General features: G+C 55.8%; 14 protein-coding genes. 9 read left to right on the top strand and 5 right to left on the bottom strand.

Going from position 1 to position 24,636, the window contains the following annotated elements; all coding sequences use genetic code 11:
- The first annotated feature begins 185 nt into the window (after positions 1-185).
- The 3 genes from D9N14_RS10250 to D9N14_RS10240 all read left to right on the top strand — a co-directional run bounded on the left by D9N14_RS10250 (position 186) and on the right by D9N14_RS10240 (position 2,736).
- The gene (locus D9N14_RS10250) at positions 186-932 is read left to right on the top strand and encodes an electron transfer flavoprotein subunit beta/FixA family protein (RefSeq protein WP_290579286.1); all 747 of its coding nucleotides are present in this window, start codon (positions 186-188) and stop codon (positions 930-932) included.
- Positions 932-1,861 carry an electron transfer flavoprotein subunit alpha/FixB family protein gene (locus tag D9N14_RS10245; protein WP_290579285.1) on the top strand — a complete coding sequence of 310 codons (930 nt, stop codon included), beginning with the start codon at positions 932-934 and terminating at the stop codon, positions 1,859-1,861. The genes D9N14_RS10250 and D9N14_RS10245 overlap by 1 nt, the downstream gene beginning before the upstream one ends.
- Before the next feature lie 128 nt (positions 1,862-1,989).
- Positions 1,990-2,736: an outer membrane beta-barrel protein gene (locus D9N14_RS10240; protein ID WP_290579284.1), complete on the top strand. Its 747-nt coding sequence runs from the start codon at positions 1,990-1,992 to the stop codon at positions 2,734-2,736.
- 81 nt (positions 2,737-2,817) lie between these two features.
- On the opposite strand, the gene D9N14_RS10235 is transcribed toward D9N14_RS10240, so the two are convergent.
- On the bottom strand, positions 2,818-3,066 hold the full coding sequence (locus tag D9N14_RS10235) for a YdcH family protein (protein ID WP_290579283.1): 249 nt from the start codon (positions 3,064-3,066) through the stop codon (positions 2,818-2,820).
- A 197-nt stretch (positions 3,067-3,263) separates the two neighbouring features.
- Between D9N14_RS10235 and D9N14_RS10230 the strand changes: the two genes are divergently transcribed.
- From D9N14_RS10230 to D9N14_RS10210, 5 genes are all read left to right on the top strand, one after another.
- The gene (locus D9N14_RS10230; protein ID WP_290579282.1) at positions 3,264-3,896 is read left to right on the top strand and encodes a hypothetical protein; all 633 of its coding nucleotides are present in this window, start codon (positions 3,264-3,266) and stop codon (positions 3,894-3,896) included.
- Positions 3,897-3,901: 5 nt separating this feature from the next.
- The gene (locus tag D9N14_RS10225) at positions 3,902-5,443 is read left to right on the top strand and encodes a GMC family oxidoreductase (RefSeq protein ID WP_290579281.1); all 1,542 of its coding nucleotides are present in this window, start codon (positions 3,902-3,904) and stop codon (positions 5,441-5,443) included.
- A 168-nt stretch (positions 5,444-5,611) separates the two neighbouring features.
- Positions 5,612-6,421: a TatD family hydrolase gene (locus D9N14_RS10220; protein ID WP_290579280.1), complete on the top strand. Its 810-nt coding sequence runs from the start codon at positions 5,612-5,614 to the stop codon at positions 6,419-6,421.
- A 118-nt stretch (positions 6,422-6,539) separates the two neighbouring features.
- The gene (locus D9N14_RS10215) at positions 6,540-6,788 is read left to right on the top strand and encodes a hypothetical protein (RefSeq protein ID WP_290579279.1); all 249 of its coding nucleotides are present in this window, start codon (positions 6,540-6,542) and stop codon (positions 6,786-6,788) included.
- A gap of 39 nt (positions 6,789-6,827) precedes the next feature.
- Positions 6,828-7,289 (top strand): MaoC family dehydratase, encoded by a 462-nt coding sequence (locus tag D9N14_RS10210; protein ID WP_290579278.1) that lies wholly within the window; start codon positions 6,828-6,830, stop codon positions 7,287-7,289.
- Between the two features lie 81 nt (positions 7,290-7,370).
- Here D9N14_RS10210 and D9N14_RS10205 read toward each other — a convergent pair whose 3' ends face one another.
- From D9N14_RS10205 to D9N14_RS10190, 4 genes are all read right to left on the bottom strand, one after another.
- Complete coding sequence (locus tag D9N14_RS10205) at positions 7,371-9,515, bottom strand: hypothetical protein (protein ID WP_290579277.1); 2,145 nt, start codon at positions 9,513-9,515, stop codon at positions 7,371-7,373.
- 179 nt (positions 9,516-9,694) lie between these two features.
- Positions 9,695-11,500, bottom strand: a complete 1,806-nt coding sequence (locus D9N14_RS10200; protein WP_290579276.1) for a CocE/NonD family hydrolase — start codon at positions 11,498-11,500, stop codon at positions 9,695-9,697.
- Positions 11,501-11,821: 321 nt separating this feature from the next.
- Positions 11,822-13,534 (bottom strand): OmpP1/FadL family transporter, encoded by a 1,713-nt coding sequence (locus D9N14_RS10195; RefSeq protein ID WP_290579275.1) that lies wholly within the window; start codon positions 13,532-13,534, stop codon positions 11,822-11,824.
- Positions 13,535-13,638: 104 nt separating this feature from the next.
- Positions 13,639-15,231 carry a TolC family outer membrane protein gene (locus tag D9N14_RS10190; protein ID WP_290579274.1) on the bottom strand — a complete coding sequence of 531 codons (1,593 nt, stop codon included), beginning with the start codon at positions 15,229-15,231 and terminating at the stop codon, positions 13,639-13,641.
- 596 nt (positions 15,232-15,827) lie between these two features.
- Between D9N14_RS10190 and D9N14_RS10185 the strand changes: the two genes are divergently transcribed.
- Positions 15,828-24,467, top strand: coding sequence for a non-ribosomal peptide synthetase (locus D9N14_RS10185; protein WP_290579273.1), 8,640 nt, complete (start codon positions 15,828-15,830; stop codon positions 24,465-24,467).
- Positions 24,468-24,636 lie beyond the last annotated feature (169 nt).

The following is a 24,636-nucleotide window of genomic DNA, read 5'->3' as shown; positions in this document are numbered from 1 at the left end:
ATTGACCTACCTGACATAAAACGGCAAGATACCTCGCGCTTTTAACTAGGGCGGTCAAAGTATAGGTAATTCGCTGTACTATTCTGTGCGGTGCCTGTACTGTCGACGATCGCGTGGTGTCCCCCTCTGATTCAGAAGCGGAACGACACCGTAAATCCACATTCCATTATAAAGCCGAGGGTTCCATGAAGGTTCTTGTTGCTGTCAAACGAGTTGTTGACTACAACGTTAAGGTTCGGGTGGCTGCTGATCACAGCGGCGTTGACCTGACTAACGTCAAGATGGCCATGAACCCCTTCTGCGAAATCGCTGTTGAAGAAGCTGTTCGTTTGAAAGAGAAGGGGGTTGCTACCGAGATTATCGCGGTGGCCGTAGGTCCTAAAGAAGCTCAGGAGCAAATCCGTACTGCTCTGGCGCTGGGTGCTGATCGTGGCATCTTGGTTGAAGCAGCCGATGTGCAGCCGCTGGGTGTTGCCAAATTGCTCAAAGCCATTGTTGATGAAGAAAAGCCTGAGCTGGTGATTCTGGGTAAGCAGGCGATCGACGGCGACAACAACCAGACTGGTCAGATGCTGGCAGCATTGGCTGGTATGGGTCAGGGCACTTTCGCTTCTGAAGTGAACGTGGCCGACGGCTCCGTTAAGGTGACCCGTGAAATCGACGGCGGTCTGCAAACGGTAGATCTGAAACTGCCGGCGGTTGTAACCACTGACCTGCGTCTCAACGAACCCCGCTACGCTTCTCTGCCCAATATCATGAAAGCCAAGAAGAAGCCCCTGGATATCAAAGCTCCGGGCGACTATGGCGTTGACGTTACTCCGCTGGTGAAGACTGTGAAAGTCGAGCCGCCTGCTGAACGTCAGGCAGGTATCAAGGTAGCCGACGTTGCAGAGTTGGTTGACAAGCTGAAAAACGAAGCGAAGGTGATCTAATGAGCGTATTAGTCTATGCAGAACACGATAATGCCAGCTTGAAGGGTGTTACCCTGAACACTGTAGCGGCAGCTCAGGCCATCGGTGGTGATATCACGGTATTGGTCGCTGGTTCCGGTTGTGCCGCAGTGGCAGAAGCTGCAGCCAAGATTGCAGGCGTTTCCAAAGTATTGCTGGCAGACGATGCCGCCTACGAACACCAACTGGCGGAAAACGTTGCCGATCTGGTTGCTGAAGTGGGCAAAGGCTACAGCCACATCCTGGCGCCTGCCACCACTTCCGGTAAAAACTTCCTGCCCCGCGTAGCGGCGTTGCTGGATGTGCAGATGATTTCTGAAATCTCCGGCGTGGTTAACGCAACCACATTCCAGCGTCCAATCTACGCAGGTAACGCGATTGCCACTGTTGAGAGCTCTCAGGCGACCAACGTGTTGACCGTACGTGGTACCTCGTTTGATCCGGTTGCTGCAGAAGGTGGTTCAGCTGCAGTCGAGAACCTGGGTGTTGCCAAAGATGCAGGCGTTTCCTCCTTCGTGGGTGAAGAGCTGGCCAAGAGCGATCGCCCTGAATTGACTGCTGCCAAGATTGTTATCTCCGGTGGTCGCGGCATGCAGAATGGCGACAACTTCGAGATGCTGTACAAAGTGGCAGACAAACTGGGTGCTGCTGTGGGTGCTTCCCGCGCCGCGGTGGACGCCGGTTTTGTTCCCAACGATATGCAGGTTGGTCAAACCGGTAAGATTGTTGCGCCGCAGCTGTACGTTGCTGTTGGTATTTCCGGTGCGATCCAGCATCTGGCCGGTATGAAAGACAGTAAAGTCATTGTTGCCATCAACAAAGACGAAGAAGCGCCTATCTTTCAGGTAGCGGATTACGGTCTGGTTGCTGATTTGTTTGAAGCGGTTCCTGAACTGGAAAAGCTTGTATAACACAGCAAGACAGGCTAAAAAGAAAGCCCGGTTTCGACCGGGCTTTTTTATTTTCCGGGAACATAATAAGAAGTAGGGGCATGCCAGTGGGGCTCACACAATTTCGTCTTTGTTCATGTGTTTCGCTTTTGATCCTGGCCCAGTACGGTTGGGCATCTGACAGCAAGATATACATTGGTGCCGCAGCGGGCTCCAGCAGCTATGCCGGCATTGACGACCTGTTCTACGAGCTAGGGGGGGGCGGCGAACAGAACTACGATACGTCAGACAGCGATGTTGCTTATCAACTCCAACTCGGGTGGGAGATATCCCGTTACGTAGCCATCGAAGTGGCCTACTCTGACTATGGCGATGCAGACAGCGAATATCGATACCAGAATCCGGATGTGAATGGTCACCAGGTGTCGTCCTCTGCGGAATACCAAGCCAACCTTACCGCGACCAACATTTCCATCAAGGGGATGTTGCCGCTGGGAGACAGATTCGGGCTGTATGGCAAGCTGGGCTATGCCAAATGGCTGGCGGAAGTGAGCTGGAATGAGACGCTCTATTTTGACGACCGGGTGGACACCCGCAGTACGGGCTCTGATGATGTGGATGGTAACGATATATCCTATGCGCTTGGACTGGATTTTCGTTTGACGGACAACCTTATTGTGTTCGGGGAGTATTATGCTCAGTTGACGGAGTACGAGGACGTTGCCGGCAACACCCATGACTGGTTTGACGCTTCCGCCGTGACACTGGGTTTGCGTTGGCAGTTTGACGTGGGCGTGTTTAATCGCAATGGGCCGCAATCCCAATACGGTAACCGCAAGTTGACCGCGTGTGACGACAAATATAAAGACATCTCGGGCGCCATCTGCAAGCGGTGATTATAAAGCCGAGCCTGAAGTGATTTATCCGCACAAAAAAGGGGCCTAAGCCCCTTTTTTAAATCAGAATCGGCCACCACATCAGGCCTGTTCAAAATCCTTGATCATTTTATAGAGTTCGTCTTTCAACAGCAGGCGCTCTTTTTTGCGTACCTCCAGATACTCGTCGCTGGTGTTCTCTGCGCCGGTCTCGATACGATGAACCTCGTGATCTTTCTCGTGGTACTGGTCGAATAGCTTGGCAAAGTGGTTGTTATTCATTTTCAGCTCATGAATGGCATCCCGGCTCTCAGGAAATTCGTGCAGCAAATCATGCTTATCCAAGGTCATTGGTACTCCCTTCTCTTTGTCGGTTAAGGAAAAAGCTCCCTTCTCATCTTCAGAATAGCGCACGCTACAGATGCTGCTTTGATCCATATCAAGCAGGAAGATTTTGGTTCGAATTGTCAGGTTCCCGGTATATTTGGTCATTTCCAACCCAAGTTTATTCTGTGTAGACTCTTGGGTCAGCTATATGGAATGAACCTATGTCGCAAACCATCGTGTCAAAAGAATTACAAAACGAATTGGAATCGGCACTGGCGCCAATCAACCGTCGACGTTTTATGAGCCTGGGTGCCCACAGTGCCCTGGTGCTGGGTCTCGGAACCTTGGTGTCTGCCTGCTCCAGGCACCCCGCGGGCGAGCTTCCTGCCGGGGACGTACTCACAGCATCCCAAGTTGCGTTCTTTACCCATTTTTCCCGCATTTTATTACCCACCGATGGCACCTCCATGACGCCGCTGGAGCAGGTGCCTGTGGTCGCGAATCTGGATCATCTGTTCGCCATGATGGATGAGAAGGTGCGCTCTGACCTGGGTATGGTGATCGATGTCTTCGAGCACGCCCCTCTGGTGACTGGCTGGCATTTCTCCCGTTTCAGTCGCCTGTCACCCACGGATGCGGTCGCCTATATTGATGCCTGGCAGTCCGGTCACCCCATGCAGCAGGGAATTGTCACCATCCTGAAAAAATTGGTGTATGCCAGCTACTGGCGGGAAGAGTCCACCTGGGCTCCACTGGGTTTCGATGGCCCGGTTTCCGAAAAATGGGGGCTGCCCTCGCTGGGTGAAGCGCCTTTGCCCACGCCTGCGAACCTGACCCAAGCCAAGAAGGTGTAAACAATATGATGTTGAATGTGACGACCGCGGCCCAGGTGAAGAGCACCTCTTTGAACCTGGAGGCGGATGCTGTGGTGATCGGTTCCGGCGCCGGTGGTGCCGTGATGGCCTACGAGCTGGCGGCGGCAGGCAAGAGCGTGATCGTACTGGAGGCGGGCTCCCATGTACCGTCTTCCCGCTTTAACGAAAAATTCCCGGATATGCTGGAACTGTTGTATCAGGACGGTGGCAATCAGGCGACCAGTCAGGGAGATTTGTTGGTATTGCAGGGTCGCTGCCTGGGTGGGTCCACGGTGGTGAATGGTTGCGTAACCTTCCGCGTGCCGGACTTTATCCTGAAAAAGTGGGCGGATGAATACGGGCTTACCAATCTGACCCCGGAGGTGCTGGCACCGTATTTCGATAAGATTGAATCCAATCTGGGTATCCACACCAATCAACCCCATGAGATCAATGAGAACAGCCGCAAGCTGCAACAGGGTGCAGAAGCCCTGGGCTGGTCGGTGAAACCGTTGCAGCGCAACATCCGGGAATGTGCCCTGACTGGCCACTGTCTCTCAGGTTGCAAAACCGATCGTAAACAGTCCATGCTGGTGACCTATTTGCCCTGGGCCTCTCACCACGGTGCCAGGATCTTCACCGACACCGCGGTGACGCGAATTGTGGCCGAAGGCGGACGCGCCAAAGGTGTGGAGGCGGAGGTTCGTGATCCGGAAACGGGGCGCACCGTGGCCAAGATGTCCGTGCAAGCCAAGGTGGTGGTGACCGCGGCCGGCGCCATCCAAAGCCCGTTGCTGTTCCAACGCAGTGAGCTGGGCAACAGCAGCGGTCAGGTGGGTAAGAACTTTGCGTGTCATCCCTCCACCATGGTGGTGGCGGAATTCGGCAGTGATGTATTCACCTGGCGCGGCGCCATGTTGGGCGTCTATGTGGATGAATTCGAGCACCCGGACAAGGGGGGATTCGTACTGGAAGGCGGTGGTGCCGGGCCCGTTGAGCTGGGTATGTCCACTGAACCCGGTACCGGTAAGGCCTATCTGGATTTTATGTCCAGGGCCAAAAACTACGCTTCCTGTGTCACCTTGATCCATGATCACAATGTCGGCCAGGTCAGCCTGGTGGACGGGAAAAAACAGATTGACTACCAAATCGCGGACAGCGATTTTCCGGCCATGAAGGCGGCGTTCAAGGCCGCCGCCAGGATTTATTTTGCCGCCGGTGCAGAACGGGTATTTCTGCCCACCGGTGACAAGCGCATCATTGAGTCGGTGGACGACATTGATGCGGTGGTAGACGGTATTGAAAACAATCCGTTTGCCATACGAATGGTGTCCTACCACCCTCAAGGCACCATGAGAATGGGGGCCGACCCCACCAACTCGGTGGTGAATCCCTATGGGGAAACCCACGATGTGAAAGGCCTGTTTGTGTGTGATGCGAGCCTGTTTCCCACCTCCATCATTGTGAATCCTCAGGAAAGCGTCTACGCGCTGTCGAACTATATTGCAGATCATATTCTGCAGGACCAGGCGGGCTACTTCGCCTAGGGGATCGTTAACCTGAGCGCTCCCATTCCGGGGGCGATCACGTTGCTGCTGGAATCAATTTGCTTCTGGAATCAATTTGCTTCTGGAAAGGAAATCGGGTTCCATGGGAATTGCATCCGGGCCCGCAAGCGGCGCCCGGTTTTCCCTTTCCCTGTCCGGATTAGTACCATGCACGGATTGATAGACAGTCACTGCCACGTCGATTTCCCCCAGTTCGATGCCTCGCGGGATGAGGTGCTGCGTGCCTGCCACCAGAACGGCATGTCCGCTATCCTGGTGCCGGGGGTGACACTGGCACAGTGGCCCAGACTGTCTGAAGTCATTCACGCGTACCCTGATGTGACTCACTACCCCCGGTTGTTGCCGGCCTATGGTCTGCATCCCTGTTTTATGGCGGATCATGCCGCTGAGTCAACGGCCGGGCTCATGGCCAGGTTGGACGCACAATTGGCGGAGGAGGCCGGTTGTGTGGTGGCTGTGGGTGAGATCGGCTTGGACAGCTTTCATAGCACGGCGGACCTGAAACAGCAGGTGACCCTGTTCGAGGCCCAGTTACGCATCGCTGGAAGTCATGGCCTGCCGGTGATCATCCATTCCCGCAAAACCCAGGACCTGGTTCTGAAATCCGTGCGCAAGCAGCGTTTTTCGTTCGGGGGCATTTTGCATGCGTTTTCCGGCAGCTTGCAGCAGGCACAGCAAGCGGTTGATCTGGGTTTCAAAATCGGCTTTGGGGGCGCCGCCACCTACGAGCGTGCCAGTCGCTTGCGTGGCATGCTGAAAGCCCTGCCCCGGGAGGCCATCGTTTTCGAAACCGACGCGCCGGATATTCCCCCCAGCTTTGCGCGGGATCGACCCAATTCCCCCTTCAATTTGTTTCGCATCGTTGAGATTTTGGCGCAGGTTCGACAGGAGTCCGTGGCGGATCTGCTGGAATACAGTAGCAAAAACCTGATAGGGGTTTTGAATTTAGCCGATTGATCAGCCCATTGCGACCGTTTTCGGGGTGTCTGGACGCATGACAGCGGCCCGTTTAATGATAAAATACGCGCCTGCTAATCCGGTTTGAAGTGGGCGAATGGCCCAATTGGGAGTAGTTATGACCAGGTCCGTTACCGGCCGATTGAAAGAAGATCCAAAAGTCATCGTGGAACGATTGGTGCGGCTGGCCGATAAACACGATGTTGAGTTTGAGGGCGACAGCGAGAAAGGCTATGCCAAAGGCAAAGGGTTCCATGTTGAATACCTTGTCGTCGGCGAATCCTGCACCCTGACCGTGACCAAAAAGCCGCTGTTGATTCCATGGTCTTTGGTGGAGTCCCAGCTGGAAAAACTGTTCAACGATTAGCGTTTGGTTTTATACGTTTTTAGACACAGAGGAAATAATATGAAGTCAGTAGATGCCGCGACTCTGCAAGAGTATGTTGGAAAGCCCATGGGGGCCTCAGAATGGTTCCAGATCGACCAGGAGCGGATCAATGCGTTCGCCGATGCGACACTGGACCACCAGTTCATCCACGTTGACGTTGAGAAAGCCAAGAATACCCCGTTTGGCGGCACCATCGCCCACGGCTTTCTGACGTTGTCCCTGCTGCCTTACCTGCAGTCGCAAATGTCCGAGTTGGTGATCCCCGCCGGTTTGAAGATGGGCATGAATTATGGCTTTGATAAAATCCGGTTTTTGGCACCGGTGAAGACCGGAGCCAAAGTGCGGGCCGTGGCCACTTTGAAAGAAGTCACTGAAAAAAATCCGGGCCAGTTCCTGTTTTCCGCAGAGTACAGCATTGAAATCGAAGGTGAATCCAAGCCTGCTTTGATCGCCGACTGGTTGTTGATGTACTTTGTGTAACAGAAATGGCCTGTAACACGATGGTGTGAAAAAAGGGAGCTTAGTGCTCCCTTTTTTAGTTTTGGCTGGTAAGCCTCTGCGTCACAACAGAATGTTCAATCCATTGGACAAGGTGAACATCAGGCTGCCGTTCAAGGGTGAGATCACACCGTAGCGGGTGCCGTTGAGCAGCAGGTAGCCTGCCACATCGTTGTCATCCACACTGAGATCCAGGTCCACGATGACGCCATCCTGGTTGGTCATCCGCACACCGTAATAGGGTGCAAAGAAGTACAGGATTTCATAACGTTTACCGGCCCATTCCATTACGATTTCGTCAATCAGGCCCAGGGAAATCTGCTGTGGTGTGCTGCGCACCGTGATGGTGGCGCGATCACTGTAATCCGGCAGATCGGTTTCAAACTGGAACTGGATTTCGCTGTCCAGCCCACCATCCAACGTGATGGAACCGTCAAACTGATCGCCGTTCAAGGATTGGAACGCACCCGCCGCGGTCATGCTGATATCAATGCTGTCCAGTCCCGCGTAGGGGGATTCGTCGTCTGCCGCTTCGGTCACTCCGCTCAAGTCCAGAGCCAGACTTAGATCGCCGTTGAAGGAGGTGGGGTTGCTGTTGTCCAGGGTGGTGAACTGGGTGTAATCCACGCTCAGGTTGCCGGATGCAGTTTCCGGTAATTTCAGATTCTGGATATCCAGGCCACCGTCAAACACCAGGTTAAACCGACCGTCGGTGATCTCCAGGATACCGGTCTCTGATTCGGCGCTGCCGTTGATGGTGAAGCCGTAGTTGGAGCGGTAGTTGTCACTGGCGGTGAAGGTGATGTCGACCATCACGTTATTGGTGGAGCCGTAGATGCGGGCAACGCCGTCCCACAGCGCAAAGTCTCCAGTCAGGCCATTGCCCAGGGGCAAGGTGAGATCGTTGAGAATATCGCACAGGGAGCGGCCGAACAGCACCAGGTTCAGGGAACCGTTGCAGATTTCTTCCAGCGACTTGCCGGCGATGAGGGAGCGGCAGGCCAGCCGCGCAAAATAATTGGCGAGGCTGTTGCAGGCGGCACTCAAGGCCGCGTCAGGCAGGGCCACCACAGGGCCGAACTGGCCCGCAATGGAGATGGCCTTCAGCAGGTTGGCCAGGTCGGCTCCGGTGGAGACGCCGATGGCAGATACCACGTCGCCAAAGGAGGGCTGGTCTGGTGACAGGCTCAGATACCCCTGCCACAGCTGGATGTCGGCGATAAAGCTTTCCATCACCTCGGCATTGGTGCCGCCAGCGGTTGGGGAAGGCTGCGCTGAAGTCAGGCTGCCGGATTCGCTGCTCAGCAGGCCTGCTGCTGCCAGGCTGAATTCACTTGCCAGGGTGTCCAGGTCCAGGGCCTGGGCGGTGGTCAAGGCCGCTTCAATCAGGTCCAGAAGAGTGGGCACGCTGCCACTGTCGGTATGCGTTATCAACTGTCCGTTATTGATCTGCAGCTGTTGCACGATGCTCTCTAATACCTGAGCCATGGCAACATCGTTGCTGATGCCTAACAACGCACTGGACATCAGGCTGTAACGCAGCTCATCGGCGTCGGCATTGGCGACTGCTGTGCTGTCGGTCAGGTCCACCAGATCTGTGCTGCTCAGGTCTGAGACTGCAAACAGGTTTTCAATCTGGGATTGTGCTACCGCGATGGAGACGTCGTTCAGGCCCTGGGGATAGCCGAGGGCCAACTGGGTCGCCAGGTGGGTCAGCGTTGAAATTCCGGCCTGGGTGCTGGCCGCAGAGGGCAGGGTGGTGGTGAGAATAAAATCACTGGGAGCGGCAAAGGATTCACCGAAATCGATGGTGCCATTCTCGTTCAGATCCAGTTCGCTCACACCGGTATAGTCGCCACAGCCACCACTGTAGTCGCAGACCATCTGCGTGTTGTTGCCATTGGGGGTCACTGCTATGTAAATGGGACCACTATGGCCGCGGATGGACAACCGATACTGGCCCAGACTGTCGGTTTCGGTGCTGGTGAGGACCGAGCCCACCTGGCCATTATCCAGCGCATAGGCGGTAACGATGGCGTTACGCACCACTCCTTTTACCACTTCGCCCTGGATGGTGCTGGTGCTGACCGAGGGGGAGGAATTGTCGTCGGAAGCATTGCCGTCGGAGCTGCCTCCACCGCCACAGGCCGCAAGGCTCAACGCAATCAGACCGGGAATAACACTGCAGGTTAAACGATTCAACAACATGCCAAATACTCAATGGAAAACCATGAATCATCGTAATCAGTACGATAGTAACAAGATTAAACATAGCCGGTTTCCAGAGGGGCACAGGAATTCTGTGAGTAAGGCTTCACAAATCCCTGAATAAGAGGTGGGTTAGGGGATAAATTGAACAGGGGCCCGCTTGACGGGCCCCAAGGATATCAGTTAGGGCGGTGGCGAAGGGTGAAAAGGGCTGCTAACAGAGGCAGCAGGAATAAGGGGAGCGTGCCACCAAAGCCTTTGGTGCTATTGGCGTTGCCGTCCGCGCTGCGGTTGAGCCCTTGTGCCTCCTGGTAATTGGCCACCGGATCGTCGTATTGGCTATTCTCCCATACGATGGGCAGCTCCAGGGTGGCTTGTGCATCGCTGTCAAACACAACGGTATTGAGTTCGGGTGTGGTGGCATAGCGCCAGTAGTCCGGGTCTTTGCCATCGATCACCAGCATCAACTGCTTGCCGACGGGAATGTCCACTGAGGTCCAGTAAAAATCCAGGATGATCTCTTCAACCTGCCCCTCTGTGGTGGCACAACCTTCTGACGCGTGGCAGGAGAAGGGGGCATGCCCTACCCAGTTGGCGATGCCGGTTTGGGGGTCCAGGTAGTACAGATAGGCAAAATACTGGGCCTTGTCTTCAGCGACCACAGACAGGTGCACTTTGGCTTCACCGCGCAAGCGTAACGGCTCAGACAGCACCGGGGTGGTGAACACCAGTCCGTACTCCGGCAGGATACTGTTGGTGTTCAGGGTGCGTCCGGTGTGGGCATAGGCCCCCTGGAAGCCGCCGGCATTGGCCACTTTGTCCAGGGTACTGAACTGCAGGTCCATGGCCACGGTGTTGCTGTACTCATCAGACAACAGGCCACCCTGGGCACCGGATTCCGGGATCAGATTGAACACTTTGATTTCATCCTCCGGCTGCAGGGAGCCATAGCTCTCCCGGCGGCCGGTATTCAACACTTTGGTGCTGAACGGTGCTGCCTGGTCGATGCCGTTTTCAATGCCTTTCAGATGATGATCAAACCACATGCCCACGTTCAGCCAGATGGTGTGGTCCTCATTGCCCAGCAGGCCCCCGGCCTCGCCGGAGCCGTGGATGCCGCGACTCAGGTCCAGGCGCCACGGCCCGTTGTACTGCTCCAACGCGGTGAACAGGCTGTCCGGCTGGAACAGGTAGTCATGCAGGTTGTTGGCAATGTACACGGCCGGTGGATTTTCGCGGCTGTTGACGTCGTCCAGGTAAGTCTTGGCGGAACGGACATAACCCCATTCCTTGGTGGCGGGCACGTTCTCGTGCAACTTCATGTTCATGTAGTTGGCTTCAATCTCCGGGCTGGGATTGTTGCTGGCGATGAAGGGAATTGGCTGGGCACTGGCGATCAGCAGGTTGATCCAGGCTGAATTGGGCGTATTGCCGGCCCACAGTGAGTCGATCAGGTCCACCCAGCCACTCATGGCCGCAATGGCTTTGACGCGAGAATCGGTAAACCCGGTCAGCAGGGCGATGCCGGCGCCATAGGAAATGCCGGAAACACCGATGTTGTCCGGATCCACGGGATAACCGTTAGCGCTGTCCAGCAGGTAATCGATGGCGGAGGACGCATCAGCATAATCTTCCACGCCGGCGGTGGTGATCTGTCCCGGTGAATTGTAAAACCCCCGCGCTGTGTAGCTCAGCACCACGTAACCGTTAGCGGCGAGCAATTCTGCCTGGGGTGCATATTCATGCTCATTCAAAGCCCAGCTGCTGATGAAGATGATCGCTGGAAAGCGCTCGCTGGGATCATCACTGGTGGGAACAAACACGTTCGCCGGCAGGTAGATCACCTCAGACGCCGGGTCGGCAGGGTGGAGCAACGAGGGTACGGTGATGTCGTCATCGTAGACCCAGAGGTTGTCCTCACTGATTTTTTCCGAAGCCTGGGTGCTGATCGCGAAGAATGAAAACAGAATAGTGGCGACTGCCACGACAAGTTGCCGCGGATGCATATTGGGTTCCCCTACGTCTTAAACTTTCTGAATTAAGATGTTGTTTATTGTTTTGTCAGGGCCCGGTTGTTGTTTGGATGTTGCCCTGAAACCGCGTCGTGGTGTCCTTATTACGCGCCCAGTATTTATAACTTTATGTAAAAAATGTGGCATCGACCGAAAGGACTATTTGGCGTCGGGGAGCGCATTAGCGCCCGTGTTTGACGGGAATTAGCAGCAAATCAGGTTGTTTTGTCAGCGTGAAGAGAACAAAAAAGCCCGGCACGGGGCCGGGCTTGGAGAGTGGGTGTTGCCGCTTGATCAGAACTTCTTGTCAATGGAGATCGCGCCGATGTAGGCGGTGGTTTCAGTCTCAAAGGGCATGGAGTAATAGGGGTTGTAAACCACATCACCTTCATTACAGGTGTTGGCGTTACTGGACTCACAGGCATCAATTTTCTGCTCGGAGTAGAGCACTCCAATGGCCGCATCCACTCGGGTGGTGCCGCTGATCTGCCAGCCGAATCCGGCCGTGAACAGGTCTGCGTCGCCGATGGGGAACAGCATATCAGCCGAGGAGCTGGGAATGGCGCCAGTGCGGGGCTCGTAGCCGGCACGCAGTACCAGGTTGTCGTTCCACTGGTATTCGGCACCGATGGCCAGTGACCAGGTGTCATCGTATTCACGGCGGATGCGCATTTCATCCGGGTCGGCGTTGTCCTTCAGGCCAAAATTGCCGGAGATGGTGTAGATGATGCTGGACAGGTTGAGGAAGTCTACGTTGTTGCTAAATTCGAACTGCAGTTCATCCCAGACACTGTATTCAACCCAGCGCAAATCCACATTCACTTTCAGGTTGGGCAGCAGCTTGATGGAGGTGCCGAAGGAGAGGTTCTGCGGCATGAGGTATTCCAGCTCCACGGTGCCTTTTTCAACCGCAGTGCCGTTGAAGGAAGCGCCGCCGACGGCACCCAGAATAGCGCCTGGAATCAGGGCCAGACCGTGGGTGGTGGCCTGGAATTCATCGGTGTTCTCCATTTTGTAGTCACCGGAAAGCTGGGACGTGGTCTCGCTCTGGTACAGGAAACCAAAGGACAACCAGTCATAGGGCTCATACAAAATACCGAAGTTGAAGCCCACCGACAGGTAGTCGTCCATTTCCAGTGACAGCCGGCCTACGGTGTCGTAGGGGCGGATAATGTGCAGATCGGTAAAGTCTTCCAGGTCGGTCAAAAACTGGGTGGTCTCCAGAGGGGCGCGAATGTAGGTGTCCAACGCCATGCCCTGGTAGGAGAAATTGACGCCCACCCCGAACGACAGCTTTTCGCTCACCGGAATGGCCACCGTGGGTGAGAAATAGGTGAGTCGGGTCACGCCCACGTTAACGCCCTGGTAGGAACCGGGATCGCCGTTACCATCGGCCGGGTCTTTGTCGTCCCGTATGTAGCCGATGCCTTGTGGTGAATACACAGCGGTACCAAAGGTCCAGCCGCGGGAGGGGTCTTCAAAGGCAATACCACCCGAAGGGAATGCCAGCAGAGGTACTTCTGTGAAGCCCACAAAGGGCAGCATCAGGCCAGGGCCCTCAATGCTGGTGCTGGTATTGGCGATCGGGTCATAGCCCCAGCACTGATCAATCTGATCCTGGGTCGGGGTGTCGCCGCTGTTACATTCCGGACGGTTGGGATCGTTTTTGTGGCCTTCGTAAAAGGTGCTTTTGGTGGTGTCAGTGGGTTTGGTGGGGGAGCCCACAGAGCCGTCGATGGTCATGTGCGCCGCCAACAGCTTGATGTTCATCTGACGGCCCTTGATCTTGGAAAGGCCGGCAGGGTTGAAGTGGATGGAATCAATTCCCGGTGGATCGGCGGTAACCGCATTCCCCAGGCCCAATGCCTTCGGGTTGCCGATGGTGACGTTATGCAGTAGCTGAGCACTTGCCCCAGTGCTGCCTGCGATGGCGGCCGCAAATGCCAGATAGCGAGCGTGTTGTTGAAGCATACGAGTTTTCTGATCCAGTTTAAGGTCTTTATCCATTTAGCGTATTCCCTTCCTTCGGCAGATTCAGCCTGGCCTCGGAGTGGGAACCCCCTCACTTTTTGTTAATATGAAATTTTTATTGCTTACGCATGGTGTTGTTTTTAATTGCCTTCTCGCCATGCTTTGAACGCATCATAAAGACTCTTATGGGACTTTCCGCTGTCCTGTTTTTTCTCGTCTTCAAAGGTTGTGATTTCACGTTCAAACTTGAGATCGTCCACTTCTTCCAGGTACGACTCGTCTTCTTCCAGGATGGAACTCACAGTATCGGTTGGGCTGTCCAGCCAGGTATTCAAGGTTTGTAAATCATCGGGCGAGAGAACTCCAGCCGCTTTTTTGAGTTTTAATGTGTTAAGAATGTAATCGTAGCGGGACACAGCGTACTCTTTGCGGGCCTGATAGACCTTGCGCTGCGCGGAAATGGCGTCCGTCATGGTGCGGATGCCGTTCTGCCAACCGGTTTTGACTGCCCGCAATGAGCTGTTGTTGGACTTCACCGCGCGCAGGCGGGCTTGTACGCTGGCCACGTTGGCATTGACCTGGGTGTGATATTGCCGGGTTTCCCGCAGGGCGTTACGGCGCGCCAGCTCAACGTTGTAGCGGGCTTCCTGGACGCGGTGGTCGGCTTCCCTCACTTGGGAGGAGGTGATGCCGCCGGTGTACAGGGGCAGTGATACTTGCACGCCGATAGTGGTGGTGTCTGAAGAGGGTGTGAAACCGCCGCCCACGTCGCGATGTTCATAACGCACAAAGAGGTCGGCAGTGGGAGCGTGACCGGCCTTCTTTTCTGCCAGCTCCTTTTCCGTTGCTTCCAGTGCGAACTGGGATGCGATCAATCGGTAATTGGTTTTCTTGGCAAAATCCTCCCATTCCGACAACTCATAAGGTTGTGGTGGCTCAATGGGAATGTTCTTGGGAAGGGGGTTGACGACATCGATGTAGGTGCCGGTGAGGAGTGCCATATTCTCTTTCATGACGTCCACCTGGCTTTGTGCGACGATCACGGCAGCCTTGGCAATGTCATGCTGGGCCTGCAGTTCGAACACATCGGTATCCCGCATCAGGCCCAGCTTGTAGCGGTTCTTGATTTCTGTAAGTTGGGTGCGGAGGGTTTTTTCTTCCGACTGGGCCAGTCTATATTCCTCTTCCGCCCGCAGCACACCGAAATAGGCCTCCGCGGAGCGAATCATCAGCTCCTGCTGGCTGTAAGCCAACTCAGCTTTGCTGGCGTTGTCCATGCTTTTGGCGCGTTTGTAACGCTGCCAGCGGTCCATGCGCAGGAGTGGTTGGGAAACAGTCAGGTCATAGATGGTGGCTTCGTAATCTTCCCGTGTGGTGGTGTAACTGCCGCAATCATCAATTGCCTGGTCGACGGTGGAGGGGTTGTTGATGATGGAGCAGGCAACAAACTCATTGATGCCGCCGCCATTGACGCCACCATCAAACACGGGGGTTTCACTCTCATAGAACTGCTTGCCCCAGGAGCCGTTCAGGCTGGCACTGGGCATTAAACTGCCGAATGCCTGCTCCATCTTTTCATGGTCAGCCAGGTACTTTTGTTTCTTAGCGGCCCATTCAGCGTCGTTCTTTCGTGCTAGCGCAAAAATGTCCTCCAGGTTCTTGGCGAAGAGCTGGGGGCTTAGCAGGCAGAAGAAAACCAACGAAAGGCGAGATACTGCGGCTCTTATTCTCATAAAATTATAGTATTTGCTTGTTATGCTTGGTATTTTTTGTGGCCCACTCTACGCCAGAAATGCCGCAAAAGAAAGCCTCCAAAAGGAGTATCCGCGACGTTCACCTCATGTTCTGACAAATCAGGCGTTTTACGCTTATTTGCTGATCATCATATAAAAAACGACTGCTAATTCAGTTGGCATCCTTGTGATTCTTTGTTAAGCCGCGGTTAAGCTGTGTAAACAAACGTTTGATTGATGCAGCCAGAGGCGTCTTTTTCCTCTCGCGGGGGCCCTATCAGATTGATTTTGCGAGGTTTTTGGTAGTATATTCCCCGCCTCAAAGCTGTATACGTGGTGTCTGTCTTTGATTAAAAATGCGAATTTGAATAAAGTATGCGAGCTACCTTAGATCTATAATTAAAAAACCGGTGGTATCTCGCCTGAAATTAATGGCTTACCTTGCCTTATTGATGAATAAGGTGCAGCTCTGTACATTAGCACGATATCGCCCGTCGAAATCCGCTGTCTTGATGTCCGCTGCTCCCCGATCAACAGCATCAATCTGGCGCAGGGTGTGATCGCATAATAAGAATAAACAAGCAGGAAATGTCAGTATGTCATTAGAAGTTGGGCCCATCTCCTTCAATCCCGCAGAGTGTTCCAATTTGATTGAGTTGCTGGAGGCTCGCGCCGGCCTGCATCCCGACAAAGTCGCCTTCACGTTTCTACCTGACGGAGAAGATCAGGGGATCACGGTCACCTATGCCCAGTTGCGGGATCAGGCCAGGTCCACGGCGGTGCGCTATGCTGCGGTGGCCAAGCCCGGTGACCGGGCCCTGATGCTGTTCCCTTCGGGCCTGGAATTCATCTTTGCGTTCTTTGGCTGTCTCTACAGTGGCATCATCGCGGTCCCAGCCTATCCCCCGCGTCGCAATCAGAATCTGGGGCGCCTTAAGGCGATTATTGATGACTGCGATCCCAGTCTGGTGTTGACCACCTCGAAAATTCTTACCGTGGCGGAGCCTCTGTTCGCGGAAACCGAAGGTTTGTCGCAACTGCAGTTTCTGACGGTGGATCTGGACCAGCAGGTACAACCGGCAGGGTGGCAGCAGCCTGCAATCAGCGCTGATACCCTGGCGTTCCTGCAATACACGTCCGGCTCCACCGGCAACCCCAAAGGCGTGATGGTCAGTCATGGCAACCTGATTTACAACGAGACCATGATCACCGCCGCCTTCAAAAGCCATGCTGAGGATGTCTCCGTAAGCTGGCTGCCCATGTTCCACGACATGGGGCTGATTGGTACCACCCTGCAGCCTCTGTATGTGGGTGCGACCTCGATTTTTATGTCTCCGGCTTCTTTCCTGCAGCGGCCCATGCGCTGGTTGCAGGCCATCAGCGACTATCGCGGCACCGCCATTTGTGCGCCGAACTTCGCCTATGAGTTGTGCGTTAACCAGATCACAGAAGAACAGAAGGCCACATTGGATCTGTCTTCGTTGCGAATCGTGCTGTCCGGTGCTGAGGCGGTGCGACCGGAAACCCTGGAAAGTTTTATTCAGGCATTTGAGGTCTGTGGCTTCAAGCGCCAGGCGTTTACACCCACCTTCGGTCTGGCAGAAGCCACCCTGATGGTGGCCTGCGCCCGGGAGGAGAACCGGCCACTGTTCACGGCAGTGGATTCCGTTGCCCTCTCAGAAAATCGCATCGAAGTGGCCGCAGCTGGAGCAGAACCGGAGAAGATCACCCGCCTGGTGTCCAACGGCGTTGCCCCCCTGGATACGGAAGTGGCCATTGTTGATCCGGTGTCCAAAGCCCGTGTGCCGGCAGGCCAAGTGGGGGAAATCTGGTCCAGAGGAGACCATATCGCCCAGGGTTACTGGCGGAATGAGGACGCCACAGAGGAAACCTTCCGCGCCTATACCGAAGACGGGGCCGGTCCGTTCATGCGTACCGGTGATCTGGGATGCCTGATCGATGGTGAGCTGTACATTACCGGACGGCAGAAGGATGTGATTATCATTCGGGGCCGTAACCATTATCCCCAGGACATTGAGTTCACGGTGCAGCAGAGTCACGTGGCGCTGAAATCCGACGCCGGTGCTGCCTTTGCCGTGGAAATCGATGGGGAAGAGCGGCTGGTGGTGGTGCAGGAAGTGGAGCGCAAGTACCGTATGCGCCTGGTGGCTGAGGTGGTGAGTGCCGCGGTGCGTCAGGCAGTGGCGGAAAACCACGAGCTGCAGGTTCACACGATTGTGTATCTGAAGCCCGGCGCGATTCTGAAGACCTCCAGTGGGAAGATCCAGCGCAGCGCCAACCGTCAGGCTTTTCTGGATGGAACATTGGAGCCCATTGCGGTCAGTGCGATGAACGCGGTGGAGCAGGGCGAACAGGAGAAGAAAGACATCGAAGCCGCTTTGGATTTGTCCAAGGCGCAATGGCAGGCGCTGCCTGATGCGGAAAAAGAGCCGCGGCTGATGCTATATCTGAAAGCGGCCATTGCCAGCGAAATCGGTGAGAAGATCGAACGCATCAGTGACGATGTCAGCCTGATGGGGTTGGGCATCGATTCCCTGCAGATCACCCAGCTGTTCACTCGGCTGCGGGACCGGTTTGAGATCAACCTGGAACTGCCCGCGCTGTTTGATGCCCGGGATTTCAGAGCACTGGCTGCGACCCTGGCGGACGCCATGGCCGGCGCTGCCGGTTCCAGCCTGCCGCCATTAACGGTGGTTGAGCGCAGCGAACTGATGCCCATGTCCTTCTCGCAGAAGCGCATGTGGTTTATGGATAAGCTGCGGGAGAACAACGTAGCCTACAACCTGCCATTTGCCCTGAAAATCCAGGGGGCATTGGATGTGGCGGCGGCGGAAAAAGCCTTTGAAAGTATGATCACCCGTCACGTGGTGCTGCGTACAGTGTATGTGGAAGAGGATGGCCATGCCTTCCAAAAGGTGTTGCCCCCATCACCTTGGAGCTTCACGCGGGAAGACCTGACTTACCTGAAGGAACCGGCTTTGAACCGTGCCATTCAGGATCGTATTGACCGTGAAGCCCGCAAGCCATTCGACCTGGCCAGCGGGCCGGTGATTCGAACCCACCTGCTGCAATTGCCTGCGCAGGAGGCGAGTGCCTTGAAGGGCCGAGCCGCTGAACAGTATCTGTTGCTGGTGACCATGCATCACATTGCGGCGGATGGCTTTTCGCTGAAAGTGATTACCGACGAGATTTCGTTTGCGTATGAGGCGCAAATCTCGGACGCACCCTCGCGGTTGCAACCGTTGACCGTGCAATATGCGGATTTTGCCCACTGGCAAAAAGATCTGTTCGACAGTGGTTTACTCAGTAAACAACTGGACTACTGGATGGAGCATCTGCGGGGCGTACCGGTGCTGGATCTGCCGCTGGATCACCCGCGGCCGCCGGAGCAGAGCTTCAACGGCAGCAATTATTATTTTTCCATTCCCAAGGAACAGGTGCAGGCCCTCAAGCAATTGAGTCGGGCCCAGGGGGTGACCCTGTACATGTCTCTGTTGACCTCGTTCAACGTGTTGTTGCACCAGTACACCCAAAGCGACGATATCTGCGTGGGCACACCCATCGCCAACCGCACAACGCCGGAGCTGGAAACCTTGATCGGGTTTTTTGTGAACACCCTGGCGTTGCGCAGTGATCTGTCCGGCAACCCCAGTTTTGCAGAGTTGCTGCAGCGGGTGCGCAAAGTGACACAGGGTGCGTTTGCCAACCAGGAAATGCCGTTTGAGCGGGTGGTGGAGCACCTGGGTGTGCCGCGGGATATGAGTTATTCGCCGGTGTTCCAGGTCATGTTTGTGTTGCAGAACAGCACCATTGATGAGGAATTCAACCTGGCCGGTGTGAATGTGGAAAGCCTGCACACGGCCCCCGGCACATCAAAATTTGACCTGACCCTGGAATTGTCGGAAGAGTCCGGCGTGCTTCATGGCGATCTGGAGTATTCCACCGACCTGTTCGAGGAAGACACCATCATTCGCATGGTGGAACACTTCAAACAAGTGATCGGCAGTGCCATTACGGACCCCAATCAAGCCATTGGCAGCCTCAATATCCTGACCGCGGACGATCGCCAGAGATTGCTGCAGGAATACAACGCGACGGATGCGGACCTGCCGTTAGACGACTGCATTCATTCCCTGTTTGAACGTCAGGTGGTCGCGCAGCCGGATGCGGTGGCGCTGGTGTCCGGCACCGAACGCCTGACCTATGGGCAGTTGAATGAGCGCGCCAATCGCCTGGCCCATTACCTGGTGGAGCTGGGTGTCACGACCGAAGCCCTGGTGGGCGTTTGCATGGAGCGCCAGTCCGATATGGTGGTGGCCTTGCTGGCGATTCTTAAAGCCGGTGGCGCTTATGTCCCTATTGACCCCAATTACCCGGCGGATCGGGTGGCCTATATGCTGGAAGACGCCAGCGCGCCGCTGGTGATTTCGCAAAGTTCCCTGGCCGCCATGCTGCCGGCCGCCGGTGCCGGTTTTCAGCCGCTGTTTCTGGATCAGGTGGAACCACAGTTGCGCGATGCCTCCACCGAAAATCCGGCTCTGGAAATAGCCGCCGATCGGCTGGCCTATGTGATTTACACCTCCGGTTCCACCGGCAAACCCAAAGGGGTGATGATTTCCCATGGGAATGCCACGGCATTGATTCATTGGGCGCTCAGTGTGTACTCGGCGCAGGATCTTGCCGGTGTGCTGGCAGCCACCTCCATTTGCTTCGATCTCTCGGTGTACGAACTGTTTGTCACTCTGGCGGCGGGCGGTAAAGTGATTCTGGCGGAAAACGTGCTGGCCTTGCCGACCCTGCCGGCGCGATCGGAAGTGGTGTTGGTCAATACGGTGCCGTCTGCCATTGCCGCGTTGTTGCGGGAGCGTGCTATCCCGGATTCGGTCAAAGTAATCAACCTGGCCGGTGAGGCTCTGGCCGCCAGTCTGGTGGATGGCCTGTATCAGCACACCAGGGTGGAGCGGGTGTACGATTTGTACGGTCCCTCCGAGGACACCACCTATTCCACCTACACCCTGCGTGAGCCGGGCAAGCCCGCCACCATCGGTCGGCCCATCAGCAATACCAAAGCCTATGTGCTCAATCAGCATGGTGCTCTGGTGGCGCCGGGTCTGCCCGGGGAATTGTATCTGGCGGGCACTGGCGTGACCCGCGGTTACCGCAACCGGGATGACCTGACCGCTGAGAAATACCTGCCTAATCCTTTTGCGGAGAGCGATCGCTTTGGCCGGATGTATCGAACCGGAGACCTGGTGCGATACCGGGAAAATGGTGACCTGGAATACCTGGGGCGTATCGACCATCAGGTGAAAGTGCGCGGCTTCCGCATCGAACTGGGAGAGATCCAATCGGTGATCAATGCGGTGGCGGACGTCCGGGACAGCCTGGTGGTGACTAAGGAGGATGCCGCCGGCAATAAATGTCTGGTGTCCTACCTGGTGGCGCCGGGTGTGGATCAGGGGGCGGTGATTGAAGCGGTCCGTGGCGCCATTCGCAGCGCCTTGCCTGAGTATATGTTGCCCTCTGCCTTTGTGGTGCTGGATGCATTCCCGCTGACGCCCAACGGCAAAATTGATCGGGCCGCGTTGCCGGAACCGTCGGTGAATGATTTGCTGGGCGATCAGTTTGTGGCGCCCCGTAACGACGCGGAACGCAAGATGGCCGCCATCTGGTGCACCGTGCTCAAGCTCGAAAAAGTCGGCGTTACCAACAACTTTTTTGAATTGGGAGGCCACTCGCTGCTGGCGACCCAGTGTGTATCCCGCATCCGGGAAGCGTTTGGTGTGGATTTGCCGGTGAAGCTGCTGTTTACCATGCCCACCATCGAAGCATTGTGTCAGCAGTTGGAGGCGGTGCACGGAGCAGGGGATTTGATGCCGCCACCGGTTACGCGGATTGACCGCTCCGGCGAGCTGCCCCTGTCCTTTGCGCAGATGCGCTTGTGGTTCCTCAACCAGCTGGAATCCGGCAAGTCCGAATACAACATCAGTACCTCCTATAACATGCCGGCGGCGATTCGGTTGAGCGGCAACCTGAATGTGAATGGGTTGCGCAAAGCCTTCCAGCAGTTGGTGGCCCGCCATGAAGCGCTGAGAACCTCATTTTTGATTGATGACGGCCAGGCAGTGCAGGTGATTCGGGAGCCCGCCGACTGGTTTATGGACGTGCGGGATCTACGCCATCTGGATGCGGAGGAGCGGGAGGCAGAGGTGATTCGGCTGGCGGAAGACGAAGCCACCCGCTCCTTCGATCTGGTGCTTGGCCCCCTGCACAAGGCACGCCGGATTCGCCTGATGCGGACGCGTTTGCTGCAGACCGCTGCGGATGAACATGTGCTCCTGCTGACCATGCATCACATCATCTCGGATGGCTGGTCCCTGGGTATTCTGATCGACGAGGTGGGGGCACTGTATCGCAGTATCGTGTCCGGCGCAGCCTCTACTCTGGAGCCGATCCACATTCAATATGCGGATTATGCCGCCTGGCAACGCCAGTGGATGGATGGCCCGGTGTTCGAGCACCAGCTTTCCTACTGGAAGCAGCAGTTGGCCGGTGTGCCGGTGCTGGAATTGCCCACTGATCGCCCCCGTCCGGCTCTGATGACGTTCAACGGCAGCTACGAACCGGTGCGGATCAACCACGGCCTGACCCAGCAACTGAATGCCCTGAGCCGGGAGCAGGGGGTGACCCTGTTCATGACCCTGTTGTCTGCGTTCTACACCCTGCTGTACCGCTACACCGGGCAGTCTGATCTCTGTGTGGGGACGCCGGTCGCCAACCGCGCCTTGCCGGAGTTTGAAAAGCTGATCGGCTGTTTCGTCAACAGTCTGGCGTTGCGGGTTAACCTGGAGGATGATCCAAAGTTCGTGGATTTGTTGTCCCAGGTGCAGGATGTGACGTTGTCCGGTTACAGCCATCAGGATCTTCCGTTTGAGCGCCTGGTGGACGCCTTGGGTGTGTCCCGCGACAAGAGCCATTCCCCCCTGTTTCAGGTGGTGTTCACCCTGCAGAACGCGTCAAACACGCTCAACGTGCAGATGCCGGATGTGGAAGTGGAGATGCTGCCCTCGGTGGCGCGGACCTCCAAGTTCGACCTGACCCTGAATCTGGAAGAAGGCCCCAACGGGCTGGAAGGCATGATTGAATACAACACGGATCTGTTTGACCGGGAAACCATCCATCGTATGGTGGGGCACCTGGAGCAGATTCTGGATGTGGTGGCGCAGCACCCCCACAGCCGCCTGTCTGAAGTGGCGTTGCTGAGTGATCACGAGAAAGACCTGGTGATCAATCAGTGGAATCACCAACCCCAGACCTACGCGTTCGAAGATACTATTCACCAGCGCTTCGAAGCCTCGGTGGCGGCGGCCCCGGAGCGGGTGGCGGTGTCGATGGATGGGCTCAGCCTGACCTATGGGGATTTGAACGCCAGATCCAATCGCCTGGCCCATTACCTGCGCAATCAGGGGGTCAAGGCCAATGATCTGGTGGGTGTGTGTCTGAACCGTTCGTTGGATATGGTGGTGACCATCCTGGCGGTGTTGAAGGCCGGTGGTGCTTATGTGCCCCTGGACCCAACCAATCCCCAGGAGCGCATCCACTTCATTCTGGACGATGCCGATGTGGTGGCCCTGATTACCCATTCTTCGGTGGCTGACGTCGTGGCCCGGGAAGGCATGACTCCGGTGGTGCTGGATGCGCTGGAGCACGAGCTTGACCCGTATCCGGACACCAACCCTGAACCGGTTGCCGGCTGTGATGATCGGGCTTACGTCATCTACACCTCCGGCACCACCGGCAAGCCCAAAGGTGTTTTGATTCCTCATTCCAATGTGATTCGCCTATTCACTGCCACCGATCAATGGTTCGGATTCAATCAGCAGGATGTGTGGACCCTGTTCCACTCCTTTGCCTTCGACTTCTCTGTCTGGGAGCTGTGGGGCGCCTTGTTCTACGGCGGGCGGGTCATCATCGTGTCCAGCCAGTTGGCCAAATCCACCGAGGATTTTTACCAGTTGGTGTGTGAAGAGGGTGTCACCGTATTGAACCAGACGCCGTCGGCGTTCACCCAATTCATCAAAATGGACGAGTACAGCCGGGATGGGGTGGCGCAGCCAAGCAAGCCATTGGCGCTGCGTTATGTGATCTTCGGTGGCGAGGCCCTGGATTTCTCCGCCTTGCAGAAGTGGAGCGACCACCATGGTCTGGACAAGCCGCAGCTGATCAATATGTACGGCATCACCGAAACCACAGTGCACGTGACCTACCATCGCATCACTGAGGATGACCTGGATCGCCGGCAAAGCCTGATTGGCCGCCCGATTCCGGACCTGGATCTGTACATTCTGGACCAGCACATGAACCCGGTGCCCATCGGCGTGCCCGGAGAGCTGCATGTTGGAGGTCAAGGCCTGGCCCACGGTTATCTCAATCGGGAGGACCTGACTGAAGAGCGTTTCGTGCGCTCGGAGTTCCAAGGTGCCGTGGCCCGTGAAGCCGGTTTGTACAAACGCCTGTATCGTACCGGGGATATTGGCCGCTACCTGGCCAACGGTGTGGTGGAATACATGGGGCGGGCCGATGATCAGGTCAAGATCCGGGGTTACCGTATTGAACTGGGCGAGATTGAGTCCACCGTAAGCCAGTTCAGCCAGGTGCGGGAATCCGTGGTGTTGGCGCGGGAGGATGTTCCCGGTGACAAGCGGTTGGTGGCCTATGTGCTCAGCGATGAGACCATCGACCTGGCGGAGTTGAAAACCTTTTTGGGTAAATCCCTGCCGGATTACATGGTGCCCAAAGCCTATGTGGTGCTGTCGGAATTCCCACTTACCCCCAATGGTAAGGTGGACAAGCGCAGGTTGCCGGCCCCGGACGACGGCTCAGTGGCGAAGAATGAGTACGTGGCCCCCCGCAATGACACCGAGGAAACCTTGTCGCAGATCTGGAAAGAAGTGCTGGGTCTGGATCGCGTGGGCGTGACCGACAATTTCTTTGATCTGGGCGGGCATTCCCTGTTGGCCACTCAGGTGGTGACCCGGGTGCGCGAGCATTTCAATGTGGAACTGGCGTTGAGTGCTTTGTTCGAGGAGCCCACCATCGAGAACATTGCCTTGCACCTGCTGCAGGCGGAGCTGGCCTCGGCGGATGACCTGGAAATGGCCGATCTGTTGGCCGAGATCGAAGGGCTGTCCGAAGAGGATCTGAAAAACCTATAATGAATCAATGCATTAAACGATGGTTTTCAGAGAAAAACTGTTCAAAAATAAGGCAGGCCTTCGGGTCTGCCTTAGCTGCTTTATAAAATACTAAAACAAACAACGAGACAGTAAATTTTGTGTGTTGGGGTTGATCTTTAACCTTGTGCTTGGGGCCTGCGACACCACT

It is taken from the genome of Ketobacter sp., from assembly GCF_003671495.1.
Taxonomy (GTDB): domain Bacteria; phylum Pseudomonadota; class Gammaproteobacteria; order Pseudomonadales; family Ketobacteraceae; genus Ketobacter.
This window is presented reverse-complemented; position numbering and strand designations above follow the sequence as displayed.

Bases quoted from the DNA above. Each gene is read 5' to 3' on its own strand.
- D9N14_RS10245 (WP_290579285.1), top strand. From the start codon at position 932: ATGAGCGTATTAGTCTATGCAGAACACGATAATGCCAGCTTGAAGGGT.
- D9N14_RS10210 (WP_290579278.1), top strand. From the start codon at position 6,828: ATGAAGTCAGTAGATGCCGCGACTCTGCAAGAGTATGTTGGAAAGCCC.
- D9N14_RS10220 (WP_290579280.1), top strand. From the start codon at position 5,612: ATGCACGGATTGATAGACAGTCACTGCCACGTCGATTTCCCCCAGTTC.
- D9N14_RS10225 (WP_290579281.1), top strand. From the start codon at position 3,902: ATGATGTTGAATGTGACGACCGCGGCCCAGGTGAAGAGCACCTCTTTG.
- D9N14_RS10235 (WP_290579283.1), bottom strand. From the start codon at position 3,066: ATGACCTTGGATAAGCATGATTTGCTGCACGAATTTCCTGAGAGCCGG.
- D9N14_RS10190 (WP_290579274.1), bottom strand. From the start codon at position 15,231: ATGAGAATAAGAGCCGCAGTATCTCGCCTTTCGTTGGTTTTCTTCTGC.
- D9N14_RS10230 (WP_290579282.1), top strand. From the start codon at position 3,264: ATGTCGCAAACCATCGTGTCAAAAGAATTACAAAACGAATTGGAATCG.
- D9N14_RS10195 (WP_290579275.1), bottom strand. From the start codon at position 13,534: ATGGATAAAGACCTTAAACTGGATCAGAAAACTCGTATGCTTCAACAA.
- D9N14_RS10185 (WP_290579273.1), top strand. From the start codon at position 15,828: ATGTCATTAGAAGTTGGGCCCATCTCCTTCAATCCCGCAGAGTGTTCC.
- D9N14_RS10250 (WP_290579286.1), top strand. From the start codon at position 186: ATGAAGGTTCTTGTTGCTGTCAAACGAGTTGTTGACTACAACGTTAAG.
- D9N14_RS10215 (WP_290579279.1), top strand. From the start codon at position 6,540: ATGACCAGGTCCGTTACCGGCCGATTGAAAGAAGATCCAAAAGTCATC.
- D9N14_RS10205 (WP_290579277.1), bottom strand. From the start codon at position 9,515: ATGTTGTTGAATCGTTTAACCTGCAGTGTTATTCCCGGTCTGATTGCG.